The sequence below is a fragment of the Staphylococcus capitis subsp. capitis genome, from assembly GCF_040739495.1.
GTDB classification, from domain to species: Bacteria; Bacillota; Bacilli; order Staphylococcales; family Staphylococcaceae; genus Staphylococcus; species Staphylococcus capitis.
Genome location: NZ_CP145263.1, coordinates 861552 through 884171 on the forward strand (window position 1 = coordinate 861552; position 22620 = coordinate 884171).

General features: G+C 30.0%; 22 protein-coding genes. 19 read left to right on the forward strand and 3 right to left on the reverse strand.

From position 1 onward, the window contains the following. Nucleotides 1-8: 8 nt before the first annotated feature. From V6C74_RS04325 to V6C74_RS04355, 7 genes are all read left to right on the forward strand, one after another. Entirely contained in the window at nt 9-353 is a 345-nt protein-coding gene (locus V6C74_RS04325; protein WP_049390902.1) for a hypothetical protein, read from the forward strand. A 14-nt stretch (nt 354-367) separates the two neighbouring features. After that, nucleotides 368-577, forward strand: coding sequence for a hypothetical protein (locus V6C74_RS04330; protein ID WP_229717011.1), 210 nt, complete (start codon nt 368-370; stop codon nt 575-577). Between the two features lie 120 nt (nt 578-697). Continuing rightward, complete coding sequence (locus V6C74_RS04335; RefSeq protein WP_237631699.1) at nt 698-901, forward strand: hypothetical protein; 204 nt, start codon at nt 698-700, stop codon at nt 899-901. A 12-nt stretch (nt 902-913) separates the two neighbouring features. Next, the gene (locus V6C74_RS04340) at nt 914-1501 is read left to right on the forward strand and encodes a hypothetical protein (protein WP_049390903.1); all 588 of its coding nucleotides are present in this window, start codon (nt 914-916) and stop codon (nt 1499-1501) included. Next, on the forward strand, nt 1501-1710 hold the full coding sequence (locus tag V6C74_RS04345) for a hypothetical protein (RefSeq protein WP_049390904.1): 210 nt from the start codon (nt 1501-1503) through the stop codon (nt 1708-1710). The genes V6C74_RS04340 and V6C74_RS04345 overlap by 1 nt, the downstream gene beginning before the upstream one ends. Before the next feature lie 52 nt (nt 1711-1762). Next, nucleotides 1763-2335, forward strand: coding sequence for a terminase small subunit (locus tag V6C74_RS04350; RefSeq protein ID WP_049390905.1), 573 nt, complete (start codon nt 1763-1765; stop codon nt 2333-2335). Nucleotides 2336-2924: 589 nt separating this feature from the next. Beyond that, on the forward strand, nt 2925-3746 hold the full coding sequence (locus V6C74_RS04355) for a hypothetical protein (protein WP_049390906.1): 822 nt from the start codon (nt 2925-2927) through the stop codon (nt 3744-3746). Nucleotides 3747-5188: 1442 nt separating this feature from the next. Here V6C74_RS04355 and V6C74_RS04360 read toward each other — a convergent pair. Next, nucleotides 5189-5716: a DUF4865 family protein gene (locus tag V6C74_RS04360; protein WP_049390909.1), complete on the reverse strand. Its 528-nt coding sequence runs from the start codon at nt 5714-5716 to the stop codon at nt 5189-5191. Between the two features lie 107 nt (nt 5717-5823). Between V6C74_RS04360 and V6C74_RS04365 the strand changes: the two genes are divergently transcribed. The 5 genes from V6C74_RS04365 (at nt 5824) to V6C74_RS04385 (ending at nt 16181) form a co-directional block, all read left to right on the forward strand. Continuing rightward, entirely contained in the window at nt 5824-6546 is a 723-nt protein-coding gene (locus V6C74_RS04365; protein WP_002467947.1) for a LysR family transcriptional regulator, read from the forward strand. A 374-nt stretch (nt 6547-6920) separates the two neighbouring features. Then, nucleotides 6921-7448 (forward strand): hypothetical protein, encoded by a 528-nt coding sequence (locus V6C74_RS04370; protein ID WP_103175507.1) that lies wholly within the window; start codon nt 6921-6923, stop codon nt 7446-7448. A gap of 558 nt (nt 7449-8006) precedes the next feature. Continuing rightward, the gene (locus V6C74_RS04375) at nt 8007-9143 is read left to right on the forward strand and encodes an LPXTG cell wall anchor domain-containing protein (protein ID WP_039973946.1); all 1137 of its coding nucleotides are present in this window, start codon (nt 8007-8009) and stop codon (nt 9141-9143) included. Nucleotides 9144-9335: 192 nt separating this feature from the next. Then, nucleotides 9336-11081 carry a SasC/FmtB family protein gene (locus V6C74_RS04380; protein ID WP_016898687.1) on the forward strand — a complete coding sequence of 582 codons (1746 nt, stop codon included), beginning with the start codon at nt 9336-9338 and terminating at the stop codon, nt 11079-11081. 210 nt (nt 11082-11291) lie between these two features. After that, nucleotides 11292-16181, forward strand: coding sequence for an LPXTG cell wall anchor domain-containing protein (locus V6C74_RS04385; protein WP_142382070.1), 4890 nt, complete (start codon nt 11292-11294; stop codon nt 16179-16181). Nucleotides 16182-16228: 47 nt separating this feature from the next. On the opposite strand, the gene V6C74_RS04390 is transcribed toward V6C74_RS04385, so the two are convergent. Further along, on the reverse strand, nt 16229-17518 hold the full coding sequence (locus tag V6C74_RS04390) for an aminotransferase class I/II-fold pyridoxal phosphate-dependent enzyme (RefSeq protein WP_002453646.1): 1290 nt from the start codon (nt 17516-17518) through the stop codon (nt 16229-16231). 190 nt (nt 17519-17708) lie between these two features. Between V6C74_RS04390 and V6C74_RS04395 the strand changes: the two genes are divergently transcribed. The 7 genes from V6C74_RS04395 to pmtD all read left to right on the forward strand — a co-directional run bounded on the left by V6C74_RS04395 (nt 17709) and on the right by pmtD (nt 21940). Next, nucleotides 17709-17804, forward strand: a complete 96-nt coding sequence (locus V6C74_RS04395) for a hypothetical protein (RefSeq protein ID WP_016898690.1) — start codon at nt 17709-17711, stop codon at nt 17802-17804. Nucleotides 17805-18036: 232 nt separating this feature from the next. Beyond that, nucleotides 18037-18207, forward strand: coding sequence for a hypothetical protein (locus tag V6C74_RS04400; protein WP_002453645.1), 171 nt, complete (start codon nt 18037-18039; stop codon nt 18205-18207). A 177-nt stretch (nt 18208-18384) separates the two neighbouring features. Continuing rightward, entirely contained in the window at nt 18385-18762 is a 378-nt protein-coding gene (locus V6C74_RS04405; protein ID WP_002453644.1) for a GntR family transcriptional regulator, read from the forward strand. Then, nucleotides 18762-19661, forward strand: a complete 900-nt coding sequence (locus V6C74_RS04410) for an ABC transporter ATP-binding protein (protein ID WP_002453643.1) — start codon at nt 18762-18764, stop codon at nt 19659-19661. The genes V6C74_RS04405 and V6C74_RS04410 overlap by 1 nt, the downstream gene beginning before the upstream one ends. Continuing rightward, complete coding sequence (locus V6C74_RS04415; RefSeq protein ID WP_016898691.1) at nt 19658-20317, forward strand: ABC-2 transporter permease; 660 nt, start codon at nt 19658-19660, stop codon at nt 20315-20317. Before V6C74_RS04410 ends, V6C74_RS04415 begins: the two co-directional genes overlap by 4 nt. 19 nt (nt 20318-20336) lie before the next feature. Further along, a complete protein-coding gene (gene pmtC, locus V6C74_RS04420; protein WP_002453641.1) occupies nt 20337-21209 on the forward strand; it encodes a phenol-soluble modulin export ABC transporter ATP-binding protein PmtC in 873 nt (290 codons plus the stop codon). Beyond that, nucleotides 21209-21940, forward strand: a complete 732-nt coding sequence (pmtD, locus tag V6C74_RS04425) for a phenol-soluble modulin export ABC transporter permease subunit PmtD (protein ID WP_002453640.1) — start codon at nt 21209-21211, stop codon at nt 21938-21940. The genes pmtC and pmtD overlap by 1 nt, the downstream gene beginning before the upstream one ends. Nucleotides 21941-21972: 32 nt before the next feature. On the opposite strand, the gene V6C74_RS04430 is transcribed toward pmtD, so the two are convergent. Continuing rightward, entirely contained in the window at nt 21973-22536 is a 564-nt protein-coding gene (locus tag V6C74_RS04430; protein WP_002453639.1) for a thioredoxin family protein, read from the reverse strand. Nucleotides 22537-22620: the final 84 nt, after the last annotated feature.

Here is a 22620-nt window from a genome sequence, read left to right on the forward strand (position 1 = left end):
TGAAACAGATGCAAAAAATGATAGAAAAAGAAAAGACGTACAACTTACCCGATGAACACCGCCAAGTACTCAATGTGATAAGAAATACGTCTAAGAAATATATTACTAAAACCAATATTTTAAATCAATTAGGTATGACAGTTAATCGTACAAACGAAAGATGGTTGCGCTTAACTATCAATAGTTTAATACTGAACTATCATTACCCAATCGGATATAACTACAGTAAGACACACAGAGGCTATTACATGATTGAGAATGAGTTTGATAGACGTAATGCTATCAATAGTATTCAACGTCAAATAGAGGGTAGCCAAGCACGTATTGATGCTATAGAAGAAATGGAAATCTAAAAGGGTGTAGTAATTTGGAATTAGTACAAAGATTTGCAGTTAAGAACCTAAAGACAAAATATAATGCTACATACCTAAAGCAAGCATTTGATGAATGGGAACAACGAATAGAAGATATGTACGCACTGCACTATCCGAGAATGTTTATTGATCCATACACTATGCAGTTGTCCTATGAGTCGAATCACATAGAAGATTTAGCATTATCTATTATTGAAGAATGAGATAAGCTGCACAAATATAAACATCATTCAAAGAATGATTTAAAACAATTTCATAAATTATTATCTCAATATTCTGATGATGAACAACGACAAATTAAAAGGTATCAAAAAGATAGTATTTTGATTGATGATGAATTATTAAATCGAATTAGTAATGACATTTTGCAATTAGTGAATTCAACTAAAGATAACAAACGTCAATCCATGCAAGAAGAAATCAAATTGGAAAAAGAAAAGCGTAAGATAGACGGTAAAGCTCGTAAGCAACGTATTAAAGAACGTTTGAAACAAGAGAGGCAACAAAAACAAATGCAATTAGTATAAGGAGAAGTGAAAATGAAAACAGAAGCATATTTTGAAGAATACAACCAGTTTATTACTAATCAACGTAAAGCAATTAATGAATTAGAACAACAACGTAATGATTTACAAGCTAAAATTAAATCAGATAAAGAGGAATATAAGCAGTTAGTAGCGAATGGTGAAGACGATAAGGCAGATGAACTATATCAAACTACTGACGCCGATGAAAGGCAATTAAAAGCTATTAGCAAGCGTCTTGCTACTAAACAAGAAGTATTTGATGAAACTAGAAAAGAAAAAGCAATTGAATTGATTAAACATCAAGCAGATTTACCTCATTTGTACAAAAAGGACAAAGAACGTATATTAGCAAAATTTGAGCCAATCGTTGAGGAATATAACAAAATTGCAAATGAAATTTCAAAATTAAACGATGAATATGAAATAGAATTTGATAGATTTGTTCGAGTTTATGACAAAGAAAACTTTGAAAAGGATGAAGAAGTAAGAGCAGAAATTAGAAACTATTTCAGTCCTAATAGATATTCAAATTATGTAGGTGGAGATGTACTACCATTCATTAATATAAAAAATAAAATGCAATTAAGAGGTGATAAATAATGGCTAGAAAATATAATTTAGATAAGGTTAGCAATTATATTTTAACAGAAACAACGTTATCGGCAGACGAATGTCAAAAATTATTAGATGTAGTAGAACAACAAATTTCTCAAAATATTCAACAGCTAAGAAAAGATGAACTATCCAAAAAATCACAAAGAGAGAAAAGTCTTAAGAGAATGGCCGAAGAAAATCGCATAGTTAAATAAATATCTTGCCTATCCTTAGTGGTAGGCACTATTTATATTAAGGAGTGAGTATATGGACAAATTAACACCTAAGCAAGAGCGTTTTGTAAATGAATATATAAGAACATTAAATATTACTCAAAGCGCTATAAAAGCTGGCTATTCACCTAAAACTGCACACGTTACAGGGTGTCGCTTGTTAAAGAAGAAACATATTAATGATTATATCCAAGAGCAAAAGAAAAAAGTTATTGACGAAAGTGTATTAAGTGCTAATGAGCTATTGCATTTATTAACCAATTCAGCAGTCGGTGATGAAACTGAAACTAAGGAAGTTGTTGTCAAACGTGGTGAATATAAAGAGAATCCACAAAATGGCAAAGTACAGTTAGTTTATAATGAACATGTTGAACTGATAGAGGTGCCAATTAAGCCTAGTGACCGTTTACGTGCTAGAGATATGTTGGGTAAGTATCATAAGTTATTTACTGATAAGAAAGAGTTAGCTACGGACACACCAATTTTAATTAATATAGGTGAATGGCCGGAAGATGAGGAAGAAGAAAAACGAAAAGCACTAGATGAAATACATGAACAACACCCTAATAGAACAATGATTATTAATGATATTCCAGAAGAGGACTGATAACCGTGTGTTCTAAAGTAGAACAGATTGATGTAAACGATATGTTTAATAGAGCTATGAGCATTAGAGAAAATACTGTTATTACTTATACTAATCTAATGACAGATAAGGAAATAGAGATCTGGAACTCACTAAATGCAGCAGAGCGAGGAGGCATTATACTATCCTTTAATTTAATGTTAGTGAAGAATGGTGTAGATAGAAGAATAGTGCCATCTATAATGTTAAATGATGATAGGATATTTATTTATTCAAATGTATAGCGTCAGGCCTTAATAGGTTTGACGTTTTTATGTATATATATTAATACTAGGTACTAAAAGACGCTGAGAGAACTATTATATTGCATTGAAATTAAACAAAATGATATGTGTATATGTGATCGTCAAATTTAAATACTAAGGGCAAAAAAGGGCATAATTTTGATGGTAAGGGCAAATTAAATAGTTAGCACACGGACAAGTTAAATATCTCATTTTAAACGTCACTTACCAGTGGCGTTTTTTAACGCTGAGAAACGACCTGTGTTGCAGTGGGTAATTAATTTATGTGACTATGTATGTAAAGTACTTAAAAGAGGCTGAATTATATGATAAGAATAAAAAAGTGGTTTTTATTTATTTTAATAGCAATAATGTTATTAGTTTTTTACATTATTGTCGCTAAACTAAAGGGAATAGAATACAAAGATAAAATAACGCTATGTATTTCATTCACTGGTTTATTTGCTACATTTTTAGGGGCTTATTTAGGTGCTAAAATTTCTTCGGATAATGCAAGGAAAATGCAAAAAGAACAACTTGAAATTCAAAATTTAGAGAAAAATATTGGAAACAATTATGAATACTTAGTGGAATTTGAAAAATTAATTAGAGATTTTTCTACGTATAATTTTAAAGGTTTTGGAACATATCTTATATATTTTTTATTTGTCAAAAAATTTGAATTTTATAATAATTTAGTATATATGAATAGGCAACTAATTGCATATAACTCATTTAAATCAAATATTGTAAATAAAAATTTATATGGTACTAATATTTCTTTATTGGTAAATAGAGAAACTAGAAAGTTTTCAACTAATTTTGAGTTGTTATATTCTCTGTTTATGGATTGTAATAATTATGCATTAACATTAATAAAAAGAAACTATGATGATATTAAATTTGAGAATATTACGGATTTTTTCTTTTTATACTATAATGGAGATCGGTGTATTTTTAGAATGGAATTTAATAATGGTAAAAGTAAGGATATAGATATTATGAGCATTGATAAAAAGGGTTTTAAAATTTATTATTATATTTTCAAATTTTATAGTATACAAAGAAAAATGTATAAAGAAAATAAAAAGCTGAAGTATAGAACTCCTTACCAGCTTTTAAATTATATAAATAGTTTGTATCAGTAATATACAACTATATAAACTAAATATTGATATGAAGTGGATTATAGGACTTTAACGCTCATAAAAAGAGATAGAATACTACTCTAATATAAGGCAATACTTTATTATGCACTCTTTCAATTTATCTTATTAAAATTATTTATACATGTATACAATCATTCATAACTGATAAGTTAAATAGCTCATTCTAAAAATTATATTTGTGTATAGGCATTTTTAACGCTGAGAAACATCCTATGATGCATTGAGGTATTAATTTGTGCAACTATGTGTTTAAAGCTACTGATATACGTCTAATAATAATCATAATAAACATCAATTTATGCAACATTTTAGGAGTTTTAAAAAGTGTATGAAGTAAGGTGTATCAAGTGTTTGAAGTGGATTGATTAATTTCAAAATTTGCATTAAGAATATACTACATAACAATATCAAAACTAAATGTAGTAATTATGTAAATAAGATTGCAAGGCTCAATATTGAGCTTTGTAAATGATTATTATTGAAATATTAAATTTAAGGGCAGAAAAAGGGCGTAATTTTGAAATAAAGGGCAAGAGTATGAATGTGATTTTTAGTGTATATGCTTATAAATACTGATATAAAGAACTTTTGAAAGTTTGTGATGTTGTATAAAACAAACATTACGATTGATATGGAATAGTTGCTATAGAAGTGAGTTAGTCATTCGTCAGTTCATACTAATTAAAACATTTAGTATAATATTAAACGAGCATATGTGGGTTGTTGCTAATGAGTTATAGGCACCGTGTCACAGAATGGCAGTAGATTAATATTATACGAATACACATGTTTACTTTTTATTATTAAAATCGCGTTTTAAATCAATAACAGTTTATACTTTGATATTGCAGTTAAGTGACTATTAACTTTGTTAAAACTGTAAAAATATAGGATGAAAATTTATTGAAATTCAAGCTATCCTATAGACTTTTAAATTAGAAAGGTTAATAATTATTATATAAAGATGATTATTCTCCTCCGGAAAATCATCTTTATAAACCAATCATTTCACGTCTGTCATTCATGCATAGCTAAATGTTTAAAATGACCCTATCAAATCAAATTATTAGAGGTGAAAGCAATGAGCGACTTCGTACAATTCGCTGAAAAAGTAATTAATTTTTTACGTAGCATCTTAGTCAATGGTGAACCAAACAATTAATGAAAAATGACCACTCCTAAATTGGAGTGGTTTTTAAGTATAAAACATTTACTCTTAGATCATTTGACTTTCGCAACTATTTTAATAAATAGTGAACAATTTTAAAACACAGTACAAATCACTAGACAATTCTTGTATACAGATTAACAATTAGTTTGTAAGAGTTGTTCACCTCTTATTATATTTTTCACATAGGTTCTCCGAAACTTACTGACAAATTTTAAGATTTGTGCTACACCACAATTGGTTTAGCTTCTTGTTATTGCGATATATGTAGTATTTGATAAACTTGAACTTTTTTGTCAATATTTTTTGGAACTTCATTTACAAAAGAATATTTTACAGCTTTCCACTTATCAGGGTTATATATTATTGACTGTGCTAATATATTATCAAATGAATAGAATTTGTTTTCAATATCATGATTTTTTAATGAAGAGGAAGGACTTATATTAATATATTCCTCAAGAACGTACTTACTATTACATACATCATCTGTGATATTTACTAAATAAGTGACGCCAATATTAATTGAATGCCAACCAAAAGATGAAATAATATTATCAAAATATCCATCAAATATAAATTTTGTCATACCTTTAGAATTTCTCCATAAGTATAAAGGTGAGTAACTTTTAGTTATATTATCTTCATCGCTAATTAAATAAGCTTTAATAATTAAATCTTCAAAACCATCAGTTTTAAATCCGTTTTCGCGAACTCTTTTTTTTATAATTTCCATATCATAGTCACTAGGTAACTTAACTTCATATTGCATTGCATACATATTAAAAATACCTCCTTATTTATTTAATAATAAACTAACACGTAAAAATTATTAGTCATATTACTAAATTATGATATAGTTATCACAAAAACTGATAGGTGATTAGAGTGAATTTTAACGATTTAAAAATATTCAATGTCGTATATGAAGAACAGTCTATTAATAAAGCTTCTATAAGACTACGATATGCTCAATCTAATATATCTCAAAGAATTTCCCAAATTGAAAAAGATTTGGGGGCGAATTTATTAGTAAGAAGTAACAAAGGAGTTTTCCCTAATAAGGAAGGTGAGTATTTTTATAAATATAGCAAAAAAGTATTAATGGATACTGCTAAGATGAAAAAAGTGATTCAGTTGCATGCTAAAACTAAACTATATTCAGAGTTTATTTTTAATTATATGATCGAAACTAATGAATTATCAATGGAAAATGAAAATATTAAATTAGCTACAACTGGAAATCTAAAATATGAAATTGAATTTAATGATTTTGATAGTGTCATATCATTTAATAAAATTAACAAATTACAATATAAGTTGGAATATACCAAAGTGATTAAGTTAATGTTATTTGGTGCTAATGATAATAGTGATATGCCAATGTTTGTGAACAGTGACAAACAATGTCCAATTAGGCTCTTGTCATTAGATGTCAAAGAAAAATCACGTGAAATTATAGAGATTGATTCCTTAGCAGCTATTATTAATCTTATACAATCTGGCAAAGGAATTGCTTTATTGCCTATAGTAATTGGGAAAAATAGAGGGTTAACAAATCTATCATTAAAATCTTATGATTTGAAGTATTATAAATATATTAAGGCATAATAATGTTTACATAAAATTTCGTGTAAATTGTATTATAATTAACATTTAGTAATCCTATTAATAAATAAAGACGGTGGGAGAAGCATTTTGTAGCATTAAGTGGAATGGTCTTACAATACATCACTTTTTTGAAGTTGAAATAGTTCATATCTATTGAAGTGAGCCTCTATTTGTACTTATGCTGTTATTGTGTTAAGGGGAATATTTGTAGACTTATTTGCACTTAACAGTGTATTTGAATAATACAGACTAAAAATACTGGCTGCTAATATATAGTGTAATTGCTCTTATTATGGCTAGTGTAGCTATATATTTATTTTATTTCAAATAATCATATTAAAAAATTATTAATTCAACTATAGAGAGGGATCTAATTGTATAAATACAAAGTTTATAATAATCTAACTACATCACCATCAAAGATTGAAAATTGTAATAATAAAAGTATAGTTGGTTTTGTGAAGAAAAGTTATTCTAATCTTATTAAACGAGTTATTAATTTTATAGGTGATGGTAAATTCTACAATTGCTTTGAAGTATATGATGAATATAATAAACTTATTTTTCAATCTCAACAAATTAATCAACTTAAGCATAAAAACTATTACGTGAAATACCTGAGCAATACTAGTAAAACCTTTTCTATTAAACTAATTGATGAAAGCAAAATAACAATTTTTGAAAAAGCTACATTTTCATTTTTTAATAAGGAATTTGAAATTCAAAACATTGTAGGTGATTGGGCGTATATTATTGATAAGGATCAAGGGAAGAAAATAGCTAGATCTAAAAATCCTATAACAGAACCAGTTTCGGTTTATTTTGAACTATTAGATGAAAGTTATAAAGAAAATGAAATACTATTTTTAGGGATTTTACATACATACTTATATGGTGGTTAGTTATAAGTGGAAATATTTAAGGGCAAAAAAAGGGCATAATTTTGATGATAATGGCAAGTGCATGAACAGTAGTATAATCAGACTTATTCTTTGCCCCAAATTACTTTTGTTTTTCAATTTTAACATTTCATCGTTAGCTATATATCGTATTTTGATATACTATTCGAATGACATAATTATGACATAACAGAATAAAAAAGCTAAAAATAATAGGGTTATTCAAAGTTCTAAATGTTGATATTATAGTCTTTTCACTCTCTATTTATATCTATTTTATACGACACTTAATGCCGGGAATGATGTAATTACATCATTCTGGTTGTTAATTTTACTCCTTTTAGAGTTTTTTTACTCTGAAAGGAGTTTTTTGTATCTATTATTTTCGGTTATTATTGTAATTAGAGTATTTTAGTTTATAAAAATATATTATAATAAATTTAACTATAATATGAGGAGAATTGCTGTATTTAAGTATCGAAATTTAAGCTTTTAAACTTAAATACTCAATTAATGAATCATAAATGCTATTGTTAAAAATTTTGGGAGGATATGACAACTATGAAAAACAACAAACCTAGAGATTTAAAACAATTTCCATCTTTACCAAGTAAAAAATATTTTAGTTATGGAACAGCGAGCGCTTTGACTTTAGCTTTATATCTATTTGCGGGTAATGGTTCCGCACAAGCTGAAGATAATAATGCGACTAATAGCAATACATCACCTAAAACTATTCAAACTGAAAGCGATAAAACTAATACCACAACTGCTAATAATGTTACTCATAAATCAACTAAAAATTTGAATGATTATATTGATGGAACTCCAAACGAAGATCCTGACGAAGAGGAAGACAGTGGCACATATGAAGTTCCTATTTTATACGTTACAGTATGGTTGGATGATCAAGGCAATATCATTAAAGATGCAGTTGAAGATAATAAGACTCCTGCCTCTGAGAGAGTGCCAGTGAAAATTCCAGGATACCAACATTTTAGAACTTCAGTTTCTGATGGTATAACTAAATTTATTTATAGAAAAGTAAATTCATCGCAAACAGCAAACTCTGCTACAAGTAGTTCACCAAAAAAAGATGAAAGTAACTCATCAGAAGTAAATTCATCAAAACCAACAACTCAAAAAGATCCGGAACAACCAACACAAGCAGAACCGACAAAACCACCGACTCAGAAAGACCCAGAACAACCGAAAAAAGCAGAACCAACAAAGCCACCGACTCAGAAAGATCCAGCTATTACAAATGAAAAGCAGAAAGATGATCAAAATATAGTAAACGATAAACCAAGCTTAAACGTTACAGTATGGTTGGATGACAAAGGTAATATTATTAAAGATGCAGTAGAAGATGATAAAACATCTAAAAATCAAAGAGGTGTAATTCAAATAAGCGGTTATAAATATATTAAAACAGTAACCGAAGATGGTATCACTAAACATATCTATAAAAAAGTTGAACTTAAACAAGAAAAGAAAACATCAGAAGTTACTAAAGTCAAAAACAATATCACAAAACGTATGGAAGACAATAAAGAAAAAACATCTCAAAATCAAAAAAATTCTGAGAAAGAATTACCTGAAACAGGGGTGAAAGAACAGTCATTTAATCCAGCATTATTAATGTTATTAGCTGGTTTAGGATTAATAGGAATCTTTAGAAATAAAATTAAAGAATAAAATTAGAAAAAGAGTGTGGCGTAAAACCCGCACTCTTTATTTTATGCACAAATAGTAAATTTTTTAAAATAAACAATTGCGCAAAATATAGAATGGTGGTATATTTTAGAGAAATATATTTTATCATTAATAAAATAAGGATTATATATTATTAAGTCAATTTAAATTCATTATATTTAAGGAGAAAAAATGATGGAAAACAAAAGAATCAACAACTTAGATAAAAAAATCACACGTTTTTCTATTAGAAAGTATCAAGGTTTCGGAGCAGCTAGTGTAGCAATAATAGGTTTTATGATGATGTCCAACTTCAATGATGCAAAGGCAGATAGTATTGATCAAAATGATAAGACTATTAATCAAAAAGTTAATGATATTACTAGTCCTCAATTCAATATCGAAAATGAAAAATCTTTAAATGATGAACTAACTAATCACCAAGATGTTGGAAATAAAATTTCGAATAATGATACTAATTCTCAAAATGCAATCAATACTAGTCAGCTTGAAAAACTTTTCAATCAATACAAATCTATAGACTTAAGTAATAAAACAAATGATTCTGTAGAATTGTTTCGAACTGATTTACAAGAAGCTGAATCTATTTTAAATCATCCTCAAAGTCAACAACAAGTCGATGATTATTATCACAAGTTTTTAAATAGTGCTAGTAAATTACATAATAAAGAATCTTTACTTCCAAAGCGCCAATCTAATGTTGTTCAATCACAACATTTAACTATTAATAATAATGTTTCAAATCATTCGCATATTAGATACAAAAGGGATACATCATCATTTAGAAGTGCTCCTGAAAATAACGTATCTAATGATCCATTGAGTACAAATGAAATTAATCCAGCAATTCAAAATGGAAACTTTAGCCAAGTATCTGGTGGAACATTACCATCAAGGTCAAACAGATTAACTGTAGTTACGAATGTGGATAATTGGAATAGTTACTCTACTGAGCCTAATCCTGAATATCCTATGTTTTATACACCGAGTGCGGTAGACTATGCCAGTTTTATGAGTAATGGGAACGCTCCATATGGGGTTGTACTTGCAAGAACAACTAATGGTCGTGATAGAAGTGTTAATGATCCGAAAGTAGCAGGCATTTATCAAGATATAGATGTGATACCTGGGTCGGAATTAAATGTCAATTTTATATCTACAAGTCCAGCATTTTCAGACGGTGCGGCAGGTGCTAAATTAAAAATCAGTAATGTTGATCAGAGTCGCGTGCTTTTTGATAGTCGTTTGAATGGAATGGGGCAGTTTCCTACTGGTAAATTATCTGCGATGGTTAACATACCGAACGATATGAATCGAGTTAGAATTTCTTTTTTACCAGTATCATCAACTGGTCGTATTAGTGTCCAGCGTTCTTCAAGAGAACATGGATTTGGTGATAATTCATCCTATTATCATGGTGGATCTGTAAGTGATGTAAGAATTAATAGTGGATCTTATATTAAATCTAACGTGACTCAAGGGGAATATACTACACAACCTAATAGTCCTAGCGATAATTTTGCACGTGCAACAATTAATTTATCTGTTGAAAATAAAGGTCACAATCAATCAAGGGACACTTACTATGAAGTTATATTACCAGCAAACTCAAAACTTATTTCAAGTAATGGCGTAAGTGCTAACTTAGATACTAATAGTAATAAATTAAGAATATGGATAAGTAACTTAAACCCTGGAGATAGAAAAGATGTCTCATATACAGTAGATTTTGAAGCTACGAGACCTAAAGTGATTAATTTAAATGGACATATAACTTATAAAACAAATGCAACATTTAGAGGTAGTGATTCACAAAGAACCGGAGATGATACTGTACATTTACAAGCAGTTACCATTTTAATGAATAAAACTGACTTACAAAGTAAAGTAAATGAAGTTGATAACTATTTACATGATTAGAATGAGGCTGATTTTACTGCAGATTCATGGCGTGCGCTTCAAGATAAATTAACCGAAGCTAGAAATATTATAAATGAGCAGCAAAATAATGTCGCTATAGAGAATCAAGTCTCACAAGAAAATATCAATAATGTTACTAATTCTTTAGATACATTGAAAAATAGTCTCAAATATAGTGCACCAAATAAACCAATTATTGAAATAAATCATGTGATTCCAAATTTAACTATAACACCAGCTAATAAAGCAGATAAGTTAAACATTACATATCAGAATACTTCTAATGAAAGTACATCGATTATTGCAAATAAAATTAATGATAATTGGTCACTTAATAGTAATGTTGATGGTATTACTATTGAACCACAATCCGGTTTAGTAACAATTAATTACCAAGTAGTTTATCCAGAGAGCGTAGTTGTAGCGAATGATACAACTGTTAACAGTGACACAAGTGAGGAAAGTAGAGAAAATATGCCACGTAAAGAGGCAACGCCTGAAGCGCCAGATATAGAAGCGAATGAGGAACACGTTAATGTCGAAGTAACACCTAAAGGTGAAGCATCAAAAGTAGAAATAATTTATATAAATCCAGAAAACGAACCAGCCTCGATTAATGCTATTAAAAATGGAGAAACTTGGACATTAGATAAACAAGTGTCACATATTAATATAGATGGTCATACTGGAAAAGTAACAGTTGGTTATCAAGCAGTCCAAGCAGAAAGTGAAATAGTAGCAACAGAAACAAAAGGTAATAGTGACTCAAGTTCTGAAAGCAAATTAAAAATGCCACGTAAAGAAGTGACACCGGAAGCACCAGATGTCGAAGCAAGTGAAGAGCAAGTCAATGTTGAAGTAACACCTAAAGATGACTCGACAAAGTTAATTATTAATTACACAGATACCAACGGACAATCTAGTTCGATTATCGCAAGTAAAAATGGAGGAGTATGGTCACTGGATAAACAAGTGTCTCATGTTGAGTTAGATGATCAAACAGGTAAAATCACAATTGGCTACCAAGCAGTCCAAGCAGAAAGTGAAGTAGCAACAACAGAAACAAAAGGTAATAGTGACTCAAGTTCTGAAAGCAAATTAAAAATGCCACGAAAAGAAGCTACGCCGGAAGCACCTGATATTAAAGCAAGTGAAGAGCACGTTAATGTTGAAATAACACCAAAAGGTGAATCGACAAATTTAGAAGTAAAATATACAGATACAAATGGCCAACCAAGTTCGATTATCGCAAGTAAAAATGGAGGAATATGGTCGCTAAACAAAGAGGTTCCACATATTGAACTAGACGAAACTAACGGAAAAGTAACGATTGGTTATCAAGCAGTCCAAGCAGAAAGTGAAGTTATAGCGACCGAAACAAAGGGCAATAGTAATCCAAGTACGGAAAGTAAAGTGACTATGCCACGAAAAGAAGCTACTCCAGAAGCACCAGATGTCGAAGCAAGTGAAGAGCAAGTCAATGTTGAAGTAACACCTAAAGATGACTCGACAAAGTTAATTATTAATTACACAGATACCAACGGACAATCTAGTTCGATTATCGCTAGTAAAAACGGAGGAGTATGGTCACTAGATAAACAAGTGCCGCATATTGAATTAGACGAAACTAACGGAAAAGTAACAATTGGCTATCAAGCAGTTCAAGCAGAAAGTGAAATTATTGCAACAGAAACAAAAGGTAACAGTAATTCTAGTACGGAAAGTAAAGTGACTATGCCACGAAAAGAGACAACACCAGAAGCACCAACTATTGAAGCGGATGAAGAACATGCCAATGTCGAGGTAACACCTAAAGATGAAGTGACAAAACTAGTTATCAATTATACAAATCAAGAAGGTCAAACTGATTCAATCATCGCAAATAAGAATGATGGAACTTGGTCTCTCAATAAAAAAGTGTCTCATGTTGAGTTAGATAATCAAACAAGTAAAATCACAATTGGCTACCAAGCAGTCCAAGCAGAAAGTGAAATAGTAACAACAGAAATTAAAGGTAATAGTGATCCTAGCATAGAAAGTAAAGTGAATATGCCGCGCAAGGAAGTCGCACCAGACGGACCTACGTTAACATCAGATTATGACAATGTGAGTGTGAGTATTTCACCTTCAAATAAGTCAGATAAAATGACTATCAAATATTTAGATGTTAATGATCAAATCGCTACAGCTATAGCCACTAAGACAAATCAAAACTGGTCATTGAATAATGATATTTTAGGTTTCTCAATTAACTCTCAAACAGGAAAAGTGACAATTAGTCATGTAGCGGTGCAACCAGAAAGTGATATTATTGCTACTGAATCAGGTGGTAACAGTGATGATAGTATTGCCAAACATATAATTATGCCAGCTAAAGAAACTAAACCTGAACCACCAGTAGTACAGTCTAATATAAATGTACCAAATGTCGAAATTATACCTCATCATGATGTTACTAAATTAGATATTCACTATACTGATATAGAAGGTCAACCAGCTATTATTACAGCTACTAAAGTTGGTAAGTTATGGAATATCAATAAAAATATTTCAAATATAGAACTTGATGAAAGCACCGGGAAAGTAACAATTGGCTATCAAACCGTACAAGCAGCAAGCGAAGTTGAAGCAACAGAAACAAAAGGTAATAGTGACGCAAGCGCAAAAAGTAAAGTGACTATGCCACGTAAAGAGGCAACACCTGATGCTCCAACTATCGAAGCAAGTGAGGAGCAAGTTAATGTCGAAGTAACACCAAAAGATGAATCAACAAAGTTAGTGATTAATTATACTAATCCAGAAGGCCAAACTGATTCAATCATCGCAAGCAAAAATGGGGAGACATGGTCGTTAAACAAAGAAGTGCCTTACATTCAATTAAATGAAACTACTGGAAAAGTAACCATCGGCTATAAGGCAGTACGAGCAGAAAGCGAAGTTGTTGCGACTGAGACAAAAGGCAATAGTGACACAAGTGTTGAAAATAAAATAAACATGCCACGTAAAGAAGTAATGCCAGATTCTCCTGTAATTGAAGCAGATGAAGAACATGCAAATGTCGAAGTAACACCGAAAGATGAATCAACAAAGTTAGTGATCAATTATACAAATCCAGAAGGTCAAACTGATTCAATCATCGCAAGCAAAAATGGGGAGACATGGTCGTTAAACAAAGGAGTGCCTTACATTCAATTAAATGAAACTACTGGAAAAGTAACCATCGGCTATCAGGCAGTACAATCAGCAAGCGAAGTTGAAGCAACAGAAACAAAAGGTAACAGTGACGCAAGCGCAAAAAGTAAAGTGACTATACCACGAAAAGGGGCAACACCGGATACTCCGACTATCGAAGCAAGTGAGGAGCAAGTTAATGTCGAAGTTACTCCAAAAGATGAAGCAACGAAATTAGTGATTAATTATACAAATCCAGAAGGTCAATCTGATTCAATTATCGCAAGCAAAAATGGGGAGATATGGTCATTAAACAAAGAAGTGCCAAACATTCAATTAAATGAAACTACTGGAAAAGTCAAAATCGGCTATCAAGCAGTGCTAGCAGGGAGTGAAATTTCAGCTACTGAGACAAAAGGCAACAGTGATGCCAGTATGGAAAGTAAAGTAAACATGCCAATAAAAGTACCAACGCCAGACGCACCGATTATTGAGAAGTACGTAAGTGATGCAAGCGTAGGTATATCACCTAAGGGTGAAGTAACACAATTGATCATAAAATATATCACTCCAGAAGGCAAAGTTGATTCAATAATCGCAAGTAAAAATGAAGAGACATGGTCATTAAACAAAGAAGTGCCACATATTCAATTAGATAAAGCTACCGGAAAAGTAATAATTGGTTATCAAGTAGTACAAGCTGGTAGTGAAGTAATAGCGATAGCAACACAAGGTAATAGTGATGCAAGTACAGAAAGCAATGTGAATATGCCAATAAAAGAAGTTACACCGAATGCACCAGCTGTCGAAGCAAGTGAATCGCACGTCTATGTCGAAGTAACACCAAAAGATGAATCAACGAAATTAGTTATCAATTATACAAATCCAGAAGGTCAAACTGATTCAATTATCGCAAGCAAAAATGGGGAGACATGGTCATTAAATAAAGAGGTGCCACATATTCAATTAGATAAAGCTACTGGAAAAGTCAAAATCGGCTATCAAGCTGTACAAGCAGAAAGTGAAATAGTAGCGACTGAGACAAAAGGTAATAGTGACACAAGCACAAAAAGCAAAATAATTATGCCACGCAAAGAAGCAACGCCAGATGCGCCTATTGTCGAGAAAGATGAAAGAGATGTAAATGTGAGCATAGTACCAAGCGGCTTATCTACAAAATTGGAAATAAATTATTTAAATCCAAAAGGGCAATCTGAAAAAATCCTCGTAAATAAAAATGGTCATATATGGAGCTTAAGTAAAGAGATAACGGGCATCACTTTAGAACCGACTACTGGTAAGGTAACTATAGATTATCAAGTTGTTTATCCTGAAAGTAAAATTACTGCGAGTGGACTTAAGGGTAATAGTGATTATAGTAAATTAAATAGTGTGATTATGCCACGTAAAGAAAAAGCACCTGAACCTCCAATTGTAACTATAAATGAAGAAGAAGCGACAGTTATTATAAAGCCTAAAACTGAAGCAACTAAAGTTAAAATTAATTTTAAAAATAAAAAAGGTAAAATGACTTACATTAATATTTATAAAAATGGTTCAGAATGGTCTACAGATCAAGTTATAAAAGGTATTATTTTAAATTCTCACACAGGGGAAATTAAAATAACTAATCTAGCAATTGAAGAACGTAGTGAAATAGTTGCCAGAGAATATAAAGGCAATAGTGATGCAAGTGTAGCAATCATTATTAAAGTGCCTTCAAAAGTTACAAATAGAGAAGTTTATAAAATTAAAACATCTAAAGTGAAATTGAATGATGGAAGTAATGAAATTAAGCATATCGAAAAGGACAAACTCAAAGAATTACCGCATACGGGAGAAAATAATCAAACAAATAAAACATTATTATCTAGTATTCTTATTCTTGGTTTGATGTTATTACGTAAATCACGTAAAAAAGAGATTTAAAAAAGAAGAGTTGCTCTAAATTATTTAAGAGAGCAACTCTTCTCTTTTTATTTTAGATCATCAATAGCTTTAGCGATAGATTCAAAAACGTGAGGAATATCGTCTTTTTCCACGCAACTAAAGGCAATACGAATATCTGTGTTATTTAGGGCGATAATACCTATTGAATATTTATCAATTAAATGTTTACGCAATGCTTCAGGATCAACATGATTAACTTTTAATGCCATAAAGTAACCTGAATTAAAATCATACGCTTTCCAATAATCCACGTATTTCTTATCATAAACAACTTCTTTAGTAACTTCGTATCGATCTTTTAATGTTTGAATATTTTCTTCAATTTCTCTATCAAATTGTTTATTATTTTTCAGAACATGCTTGATAGCACTTTGAGATGGTAACGGACCACTTGAAATATTACTTCTAATTAAACCTTTAACTTTTGCTTCAAGTACATTTTTAGTTGTTTCATCTTTAGTACCAAAAGTCATAAAACCTACACGGAATCCCCAAGCAAAAAATTCTTTAGTAGCTCCATCTAAGCGTACAGGTAAAATATTATTAGAATTCACTTTTGATAAAGCTGTGAAAATAGACTGTGTATAAACATCCTCATAGAATAAACCATAGTATGCATCATCTACAACGGCGATCACTTTTGTTCCTTTATTAGCAAGTGCTTCAATAGCTGCAACAATAGTTTTAACTTCTTCAGCTTTAGGTGTGTAACCAGTTGGATTATTAGGATAATTTAGAATCATGATTACTTTATCTTTATTAAAGTTTTCTAAAGTTTCCACTAGTGAATCAGTAGTGTAATGGCCTTCTTCATTGAAAATAGGATACGTTTCAATGTTGGCTTGGTGGCGTGTGTTGAACACAAGTTTATAGTTGCCCCAGTTGTGTGTTGGTAATAAAATAGTATCATTTGCATCTACGAATAAGTCTGCAACTAATGATAATCCATGAGTTAGAGCATTTGTCACGATTGGTCGACTTATCACTTCTTTTGATAAATCAGGATTTTCATTTAGCATTTTAATTTGCCATAAATCACGTAAGTCTTCGATACCTTGGGGAGGGGCATATGGGAAAATTTCATCTGGAGTTAAATCATTAAACATATTATTTAATGAACCAGCATACATTTTACCTTTATCATTTGTTGCCATACCAATAGTGGCGTTATATTTTGTGCTTTTGGCATCCGCTGATTGAGATAAAATACCTTTAGGGTAGAATATTTCTTTACCTAAGTTAGATAACATTTCATATACTTTTGGATGGGCTTGTTGTAATTCATTATTTAAATTTTCGGCTAAAGGGCTTGTCATTTTCTAACCTCTCTTCAATAAAGTGTATATATATATATTATCTTTAATTTGATTAAAGATAAAGTATTGATGATTTGGATTGAGTAAAAATTTTATACTTAACAGAGAACATATGTTCTGTAATTTGTGTTAGAATATGTTTAGGTCATCAAATTATATGACACTAATCAATTTTGGGAGGTGTAGTATAATGACGTGGTGGCAAGATGGTTTAATTACATTGATTACAGGTGGCGTACTTGTTGTCTTTAGAATTTGGTTAGAAATTAAATGGAAAGACAAGTAGATGACCGAACACAAAAAACCCCAAGTCTGCTGGTACCAGACCTGGGGTTGTGTAGTATAATTCGTGGATACAAGTTTATTGTAACATTGTACTAAATTGACCGCAATCAATATTTAATCGTGATAACTCAAAATTTTTATATCGTGTTTTATCTAATTGAAAGATTAAAACTAATTACTATTTTTATGCATAGTGTTATTTGATATACTTTTAATGTGTTGAGGTGAATAATATGAAGCACTTAACTAAAATATTTGTTGGATTAGCGATTGTACTATTTGTAGTAGGTTATTATCTTCAAGCTACAGGTCATGAATCGCAAGGGATTAAATTGCTACTTGCTGCAATAATGTTTATGATTTGTGCTTTTATCGATAGAAGTAATAAACGGAGAAAAAAATAGTGTACTTTATTTAAGACTTAAGAGAAGTGTATTGCTCTCTTAAGTCTTTTTGTATATATTGTTTATACTCAATATTCTGTTCTCATATAAGATTTTCAACAGAATTTAGTATATATACTTTACAAATCTGTATATATTGTATATATTATGTATATACAGAAGAAAAGGGGGACATCGATGAAATTAATTTTGAAAAACAACAGTGAATATCCCATTTATGAACAAATTAAGCAACAAATTAAAGAAAATATTTTAAAAGGTTATGTTGCTCCTGGCGAACACCTTCCATCAATGCGTGAGTTAGCTAAAGATTTACAAGTGAGTTTAATTACTACAAAACGAGCTTATGAAGATTTAGAAAAGGATGGATTTGTGACTACGATAAGAGGTAAAGGTACCTTTGTGAAGGAACAAGATAACTCAATTCTTAAAGAGAAACAGTTCTTTGTTATTGAAAATTTGGCTAAAACAATGTCGAAAGAAGCAAAAACAATTGGGATGCCTTTAGAAGAATTGACTGAAATATTGTCTTTAATTTATGAGGAGGAAGACTGATGAATGCGATTGAGCTTAAGAATGTAAGTTATCAGACAAAAGATTTTCAGTTGAAAGATATCTCCTTTAAAGTTCCTAAAGGCTTTGTTACTGGTTTTATAGGTGGGAATGGTGCTGGTAAAACTACAGTTATACGTTTAATTATGGATTTAATTCAATCTAAAAATGGTCAAATTTCTGTATTTAATGAACAAATGAAGGATAGTGCTGTAGAAATAAAAAATAAAATAGGTTTTGTTTATTCTGAAACTTATTTTAATGATAAATGGTCAATTAAAAAGTTAGAGAATATCGTCGCCCCGTTTTATAACAATTGGGATCATAAAATATTTATGAATTATCTTCAATTTTTTCAATTGCCATATAAGAAGAAAATTAAAACTTTCTCAACAGGTATGAAAATGAAATTATCATTAGCTATAGCATTTAGTCATCATGCTGAGTTATTCATCCTAGATGAACCAACATCTGGACTAGATCCTTTAGTTAGAAATGAACTACTTGAGATTATTCAACAAGAATTAATTGATGAAGACAAAACTGTTTTCATATCTACACATATCATATCTGACTTAGAAAAAATTGCGGACTATATAGTTTATTTACGTGACGGGCAAATTATTTTTAATGAATCACGTGACGCATTATCTGAAAAATATAAAGTTATTAGCGGTTCCAATGAAGATTTAGATATAGAGTTGGAGGAATTGTTAATTTACAAAGAAGTTAGAAAAACAGGCTACATAGGCCTAACTGAGCACTACCAAACATTTAAAGAATTATTTGGGAATAAGGTAGAAATTAAAAATCCATCAATCGAAGAACTAATGATTTATTTAGAAAAGAATAAAAATCAACTGGATTTCAAATATCATCAACGAAATGAGAAACTTATATGAAACAATTATTAATTAGAAATCTTATACTTCGACAATGGACACTTTTGATTTATGGTTTATTACTCATTTTCTTTCCATTTTATCATTTAATAGACAAACAACATTTACCTTATCTTGTGATTTCAGGACCTATGGGTATTATATTAACAATCATATGTTTAGTTGATGCCGGACATCTGTTTAGAATCAATCGCAGATTAGGTGGATCACAGTCATACTTATTCTTTGGTAGTCTGCCTGTTTCAAGGAAAGATTTATTAAATGCAAATTACATCAGTTGCATAGTTTTAACAATTATAGGTGCAATAATCATAAGTCTATATGGCTATGAAACAAGTTCAATAAAGACAGATTCCATAACTTTTTCAACAACTTATTCTTTTATTATAGCGAACTTCTTTTCAATTCCTATCGCTTTCAATAAAAGTACGGAACAGAAAAATAAAGATGTGCCTTATTTAGCATATGTTTTTGGAGTTATCATAGTATTACCATTTTTCTTATCTGCTTTATTTATCTTGATTAACTTCTTAGTTCATAAAGATAGTCATATTCCGGTTGTTTATTCATACTTTTTAAATTACGGTTTATTGATTATTAGCATGATTAGTTTAATTGTGAATTATATGATTCAAATTAGAAAGATAAAAAATTAACCACTTAAGGGGGTCTATCATGAAATTAGAACATATCACTAAAAAATATGGTCAAAATACAGTCATTGACGATATAAATTTTGATTTTGGAAATAGTCAAATTGTTGGTCTTATAGGTAAAAACGGTGTTGGTAAAACAACTTTAATGAAAGTTATGAATGGTAATATTATTAATTATCAAGGGAAAGTTGATTTATCCAAAGATGAAAACGTAGGTTATTTAATCGAACATCCTAAACTTTATGACAATAAGTCAGGTTTATATAATCTGAAATTGTTTGCGCAAGTTTTAGGAAAAGGCTTTGATAAAGAGTACTCAGATCACATTATAGATGCTTTTGGTATGAGACCTTATATTAAGAAAAAAGTAAAAAAATATTCTATGGGTATGAAACAAAAATTAGCTATTGCGGTTTCTCTTATGAATAAACCAAAATATTTAATTTTGGATGAGCCTACAAATGGTATGGATCCAGATGGATCAATTGATGTTTTAAAAACTATCCAATCTTTAGTTAAACAATTAGAGATGAAAATATTAATTTCAAGTCACAAATTAGAAGATATTGAACTTATTTGTGATAGAGCTGTCTTCCTTAGAGATGGTAACTTTGTTCAAGATGTGAACATGAAAGACGGGGGACCTGAAGATAGTACAATCATTACGATTGAACATGATGATTTCAATAAAACTTTAGAATATCTAACAACACATTTCAAAGTGCAACAATCACAAAAAGATGCTGGTGAGATTATTATAAAAGCTCAAAGAGACTATAAACCACTACTAAAATCCTTGTCTGAACAAGGTGTTTATCCGAAGTATATTGAAACGCGTAAAAGCTCTCTACGTGATACTTACTTTAATATTAATCAAAGAGGTGATAAATAATGAGAAGTTTACAACTAGTTAAGTTTGATTTAATTAGTATTATTAAAAGTCCTTTAACGTATCTTGCATTAATACTAGTTATAGGCATGACAGTCTTCCAAGCAAGTATGCAAGCAGCATATAGTAAGTCTCATGAAGTGAATAATGAAATGGTTTTCGTACTGGCTAACTGGTTATTATTATTCGCTGGATTATTATTTATCATTAAAACTATCACTAGAGATTATTCTCAAGGTACAATCCAATTATATATGAGTAAGGTAAGTAGTCGTATTGGATATATTATTGCTAAAACAATTTCAATGATATTAATTTCTTTCTTATTTACTTTACTTCAATATCTTGTAATTATTATTATTCAAGCATCTACAAAAGGGTCAAATGTTGATGGAGATAAATTCTTAAATAATATATGGTTTTACCTTATATTTTTCTTATTCTTTGGATTATTCTTATTATTACTAACGTTAATTATTGAAAAGCCAGCAGTAATCTTTACTTTAGGTATTTTCTTATTACTTATCGTACCATTTGTGCAACCTTTAATAGGTTTAATACCAAATATCGGTGACGATATTCAAAAATCATTTAAATACATTCCATTTACTTATCTCACTGAAAAAATGACTGAGGAAATCAAATTCTCACATTGGCAATGGTTTATTTCAATTGCTTCTATAGTAGTATTATTTGTAGCTAACATTTTATATGCTGCTAAAAGAGATATTTAAGTTTAAAATACTGAGGCGTATAGCCTCAGTATTTATTTATATAAAAGCTGATTAATTATGGAGTTATAAACGTTTTTCCAAAATGAAGAATCTGTTTTAAATCTATTCGAAATAATTAAGTGGGTTTCTTTAACTTTATCATCATACTGTGGATGATCTTTATCTGGTAACTTATCGTTTCTCAAATCAACAACAAATTTTTGAACTTCCTTAGCTCTTGGTCCCCAAACAGTTATTTGTTCAAAATCATTATTCATAAAAACAAAAATAGGAATCGATCTAGACTTACCGTTAGTAAGATACTGATCAATCAAACGTGTGTCGTCATCTCTATGAAATACTCTAACTTCTAAATTTAATTCTTCGCTAACACGTTTTAGTATTGGAAGGTTCATCATAGCATCACCACACCAATCTTCGGTGATAACTAATACCTTTGAGTAGCTTGCATGTTTTAGCTTTGTAATACGGTCATCTTCTTCGGGTAATTTAAAGGATTTGTATATTGATAATAAATTATTTCTATTATCTTTCATTTGGTCAATGTACGCTTCTAATGGCTGACTTTTATTAAAATAAGTTTGTAAATTAGTCATAGAAATAACCTCCTTAATTATTTAGAATATTATAACAATTTTTTAACTTTAAAGATATTAAATTAACTTAATCGTAATTTAATT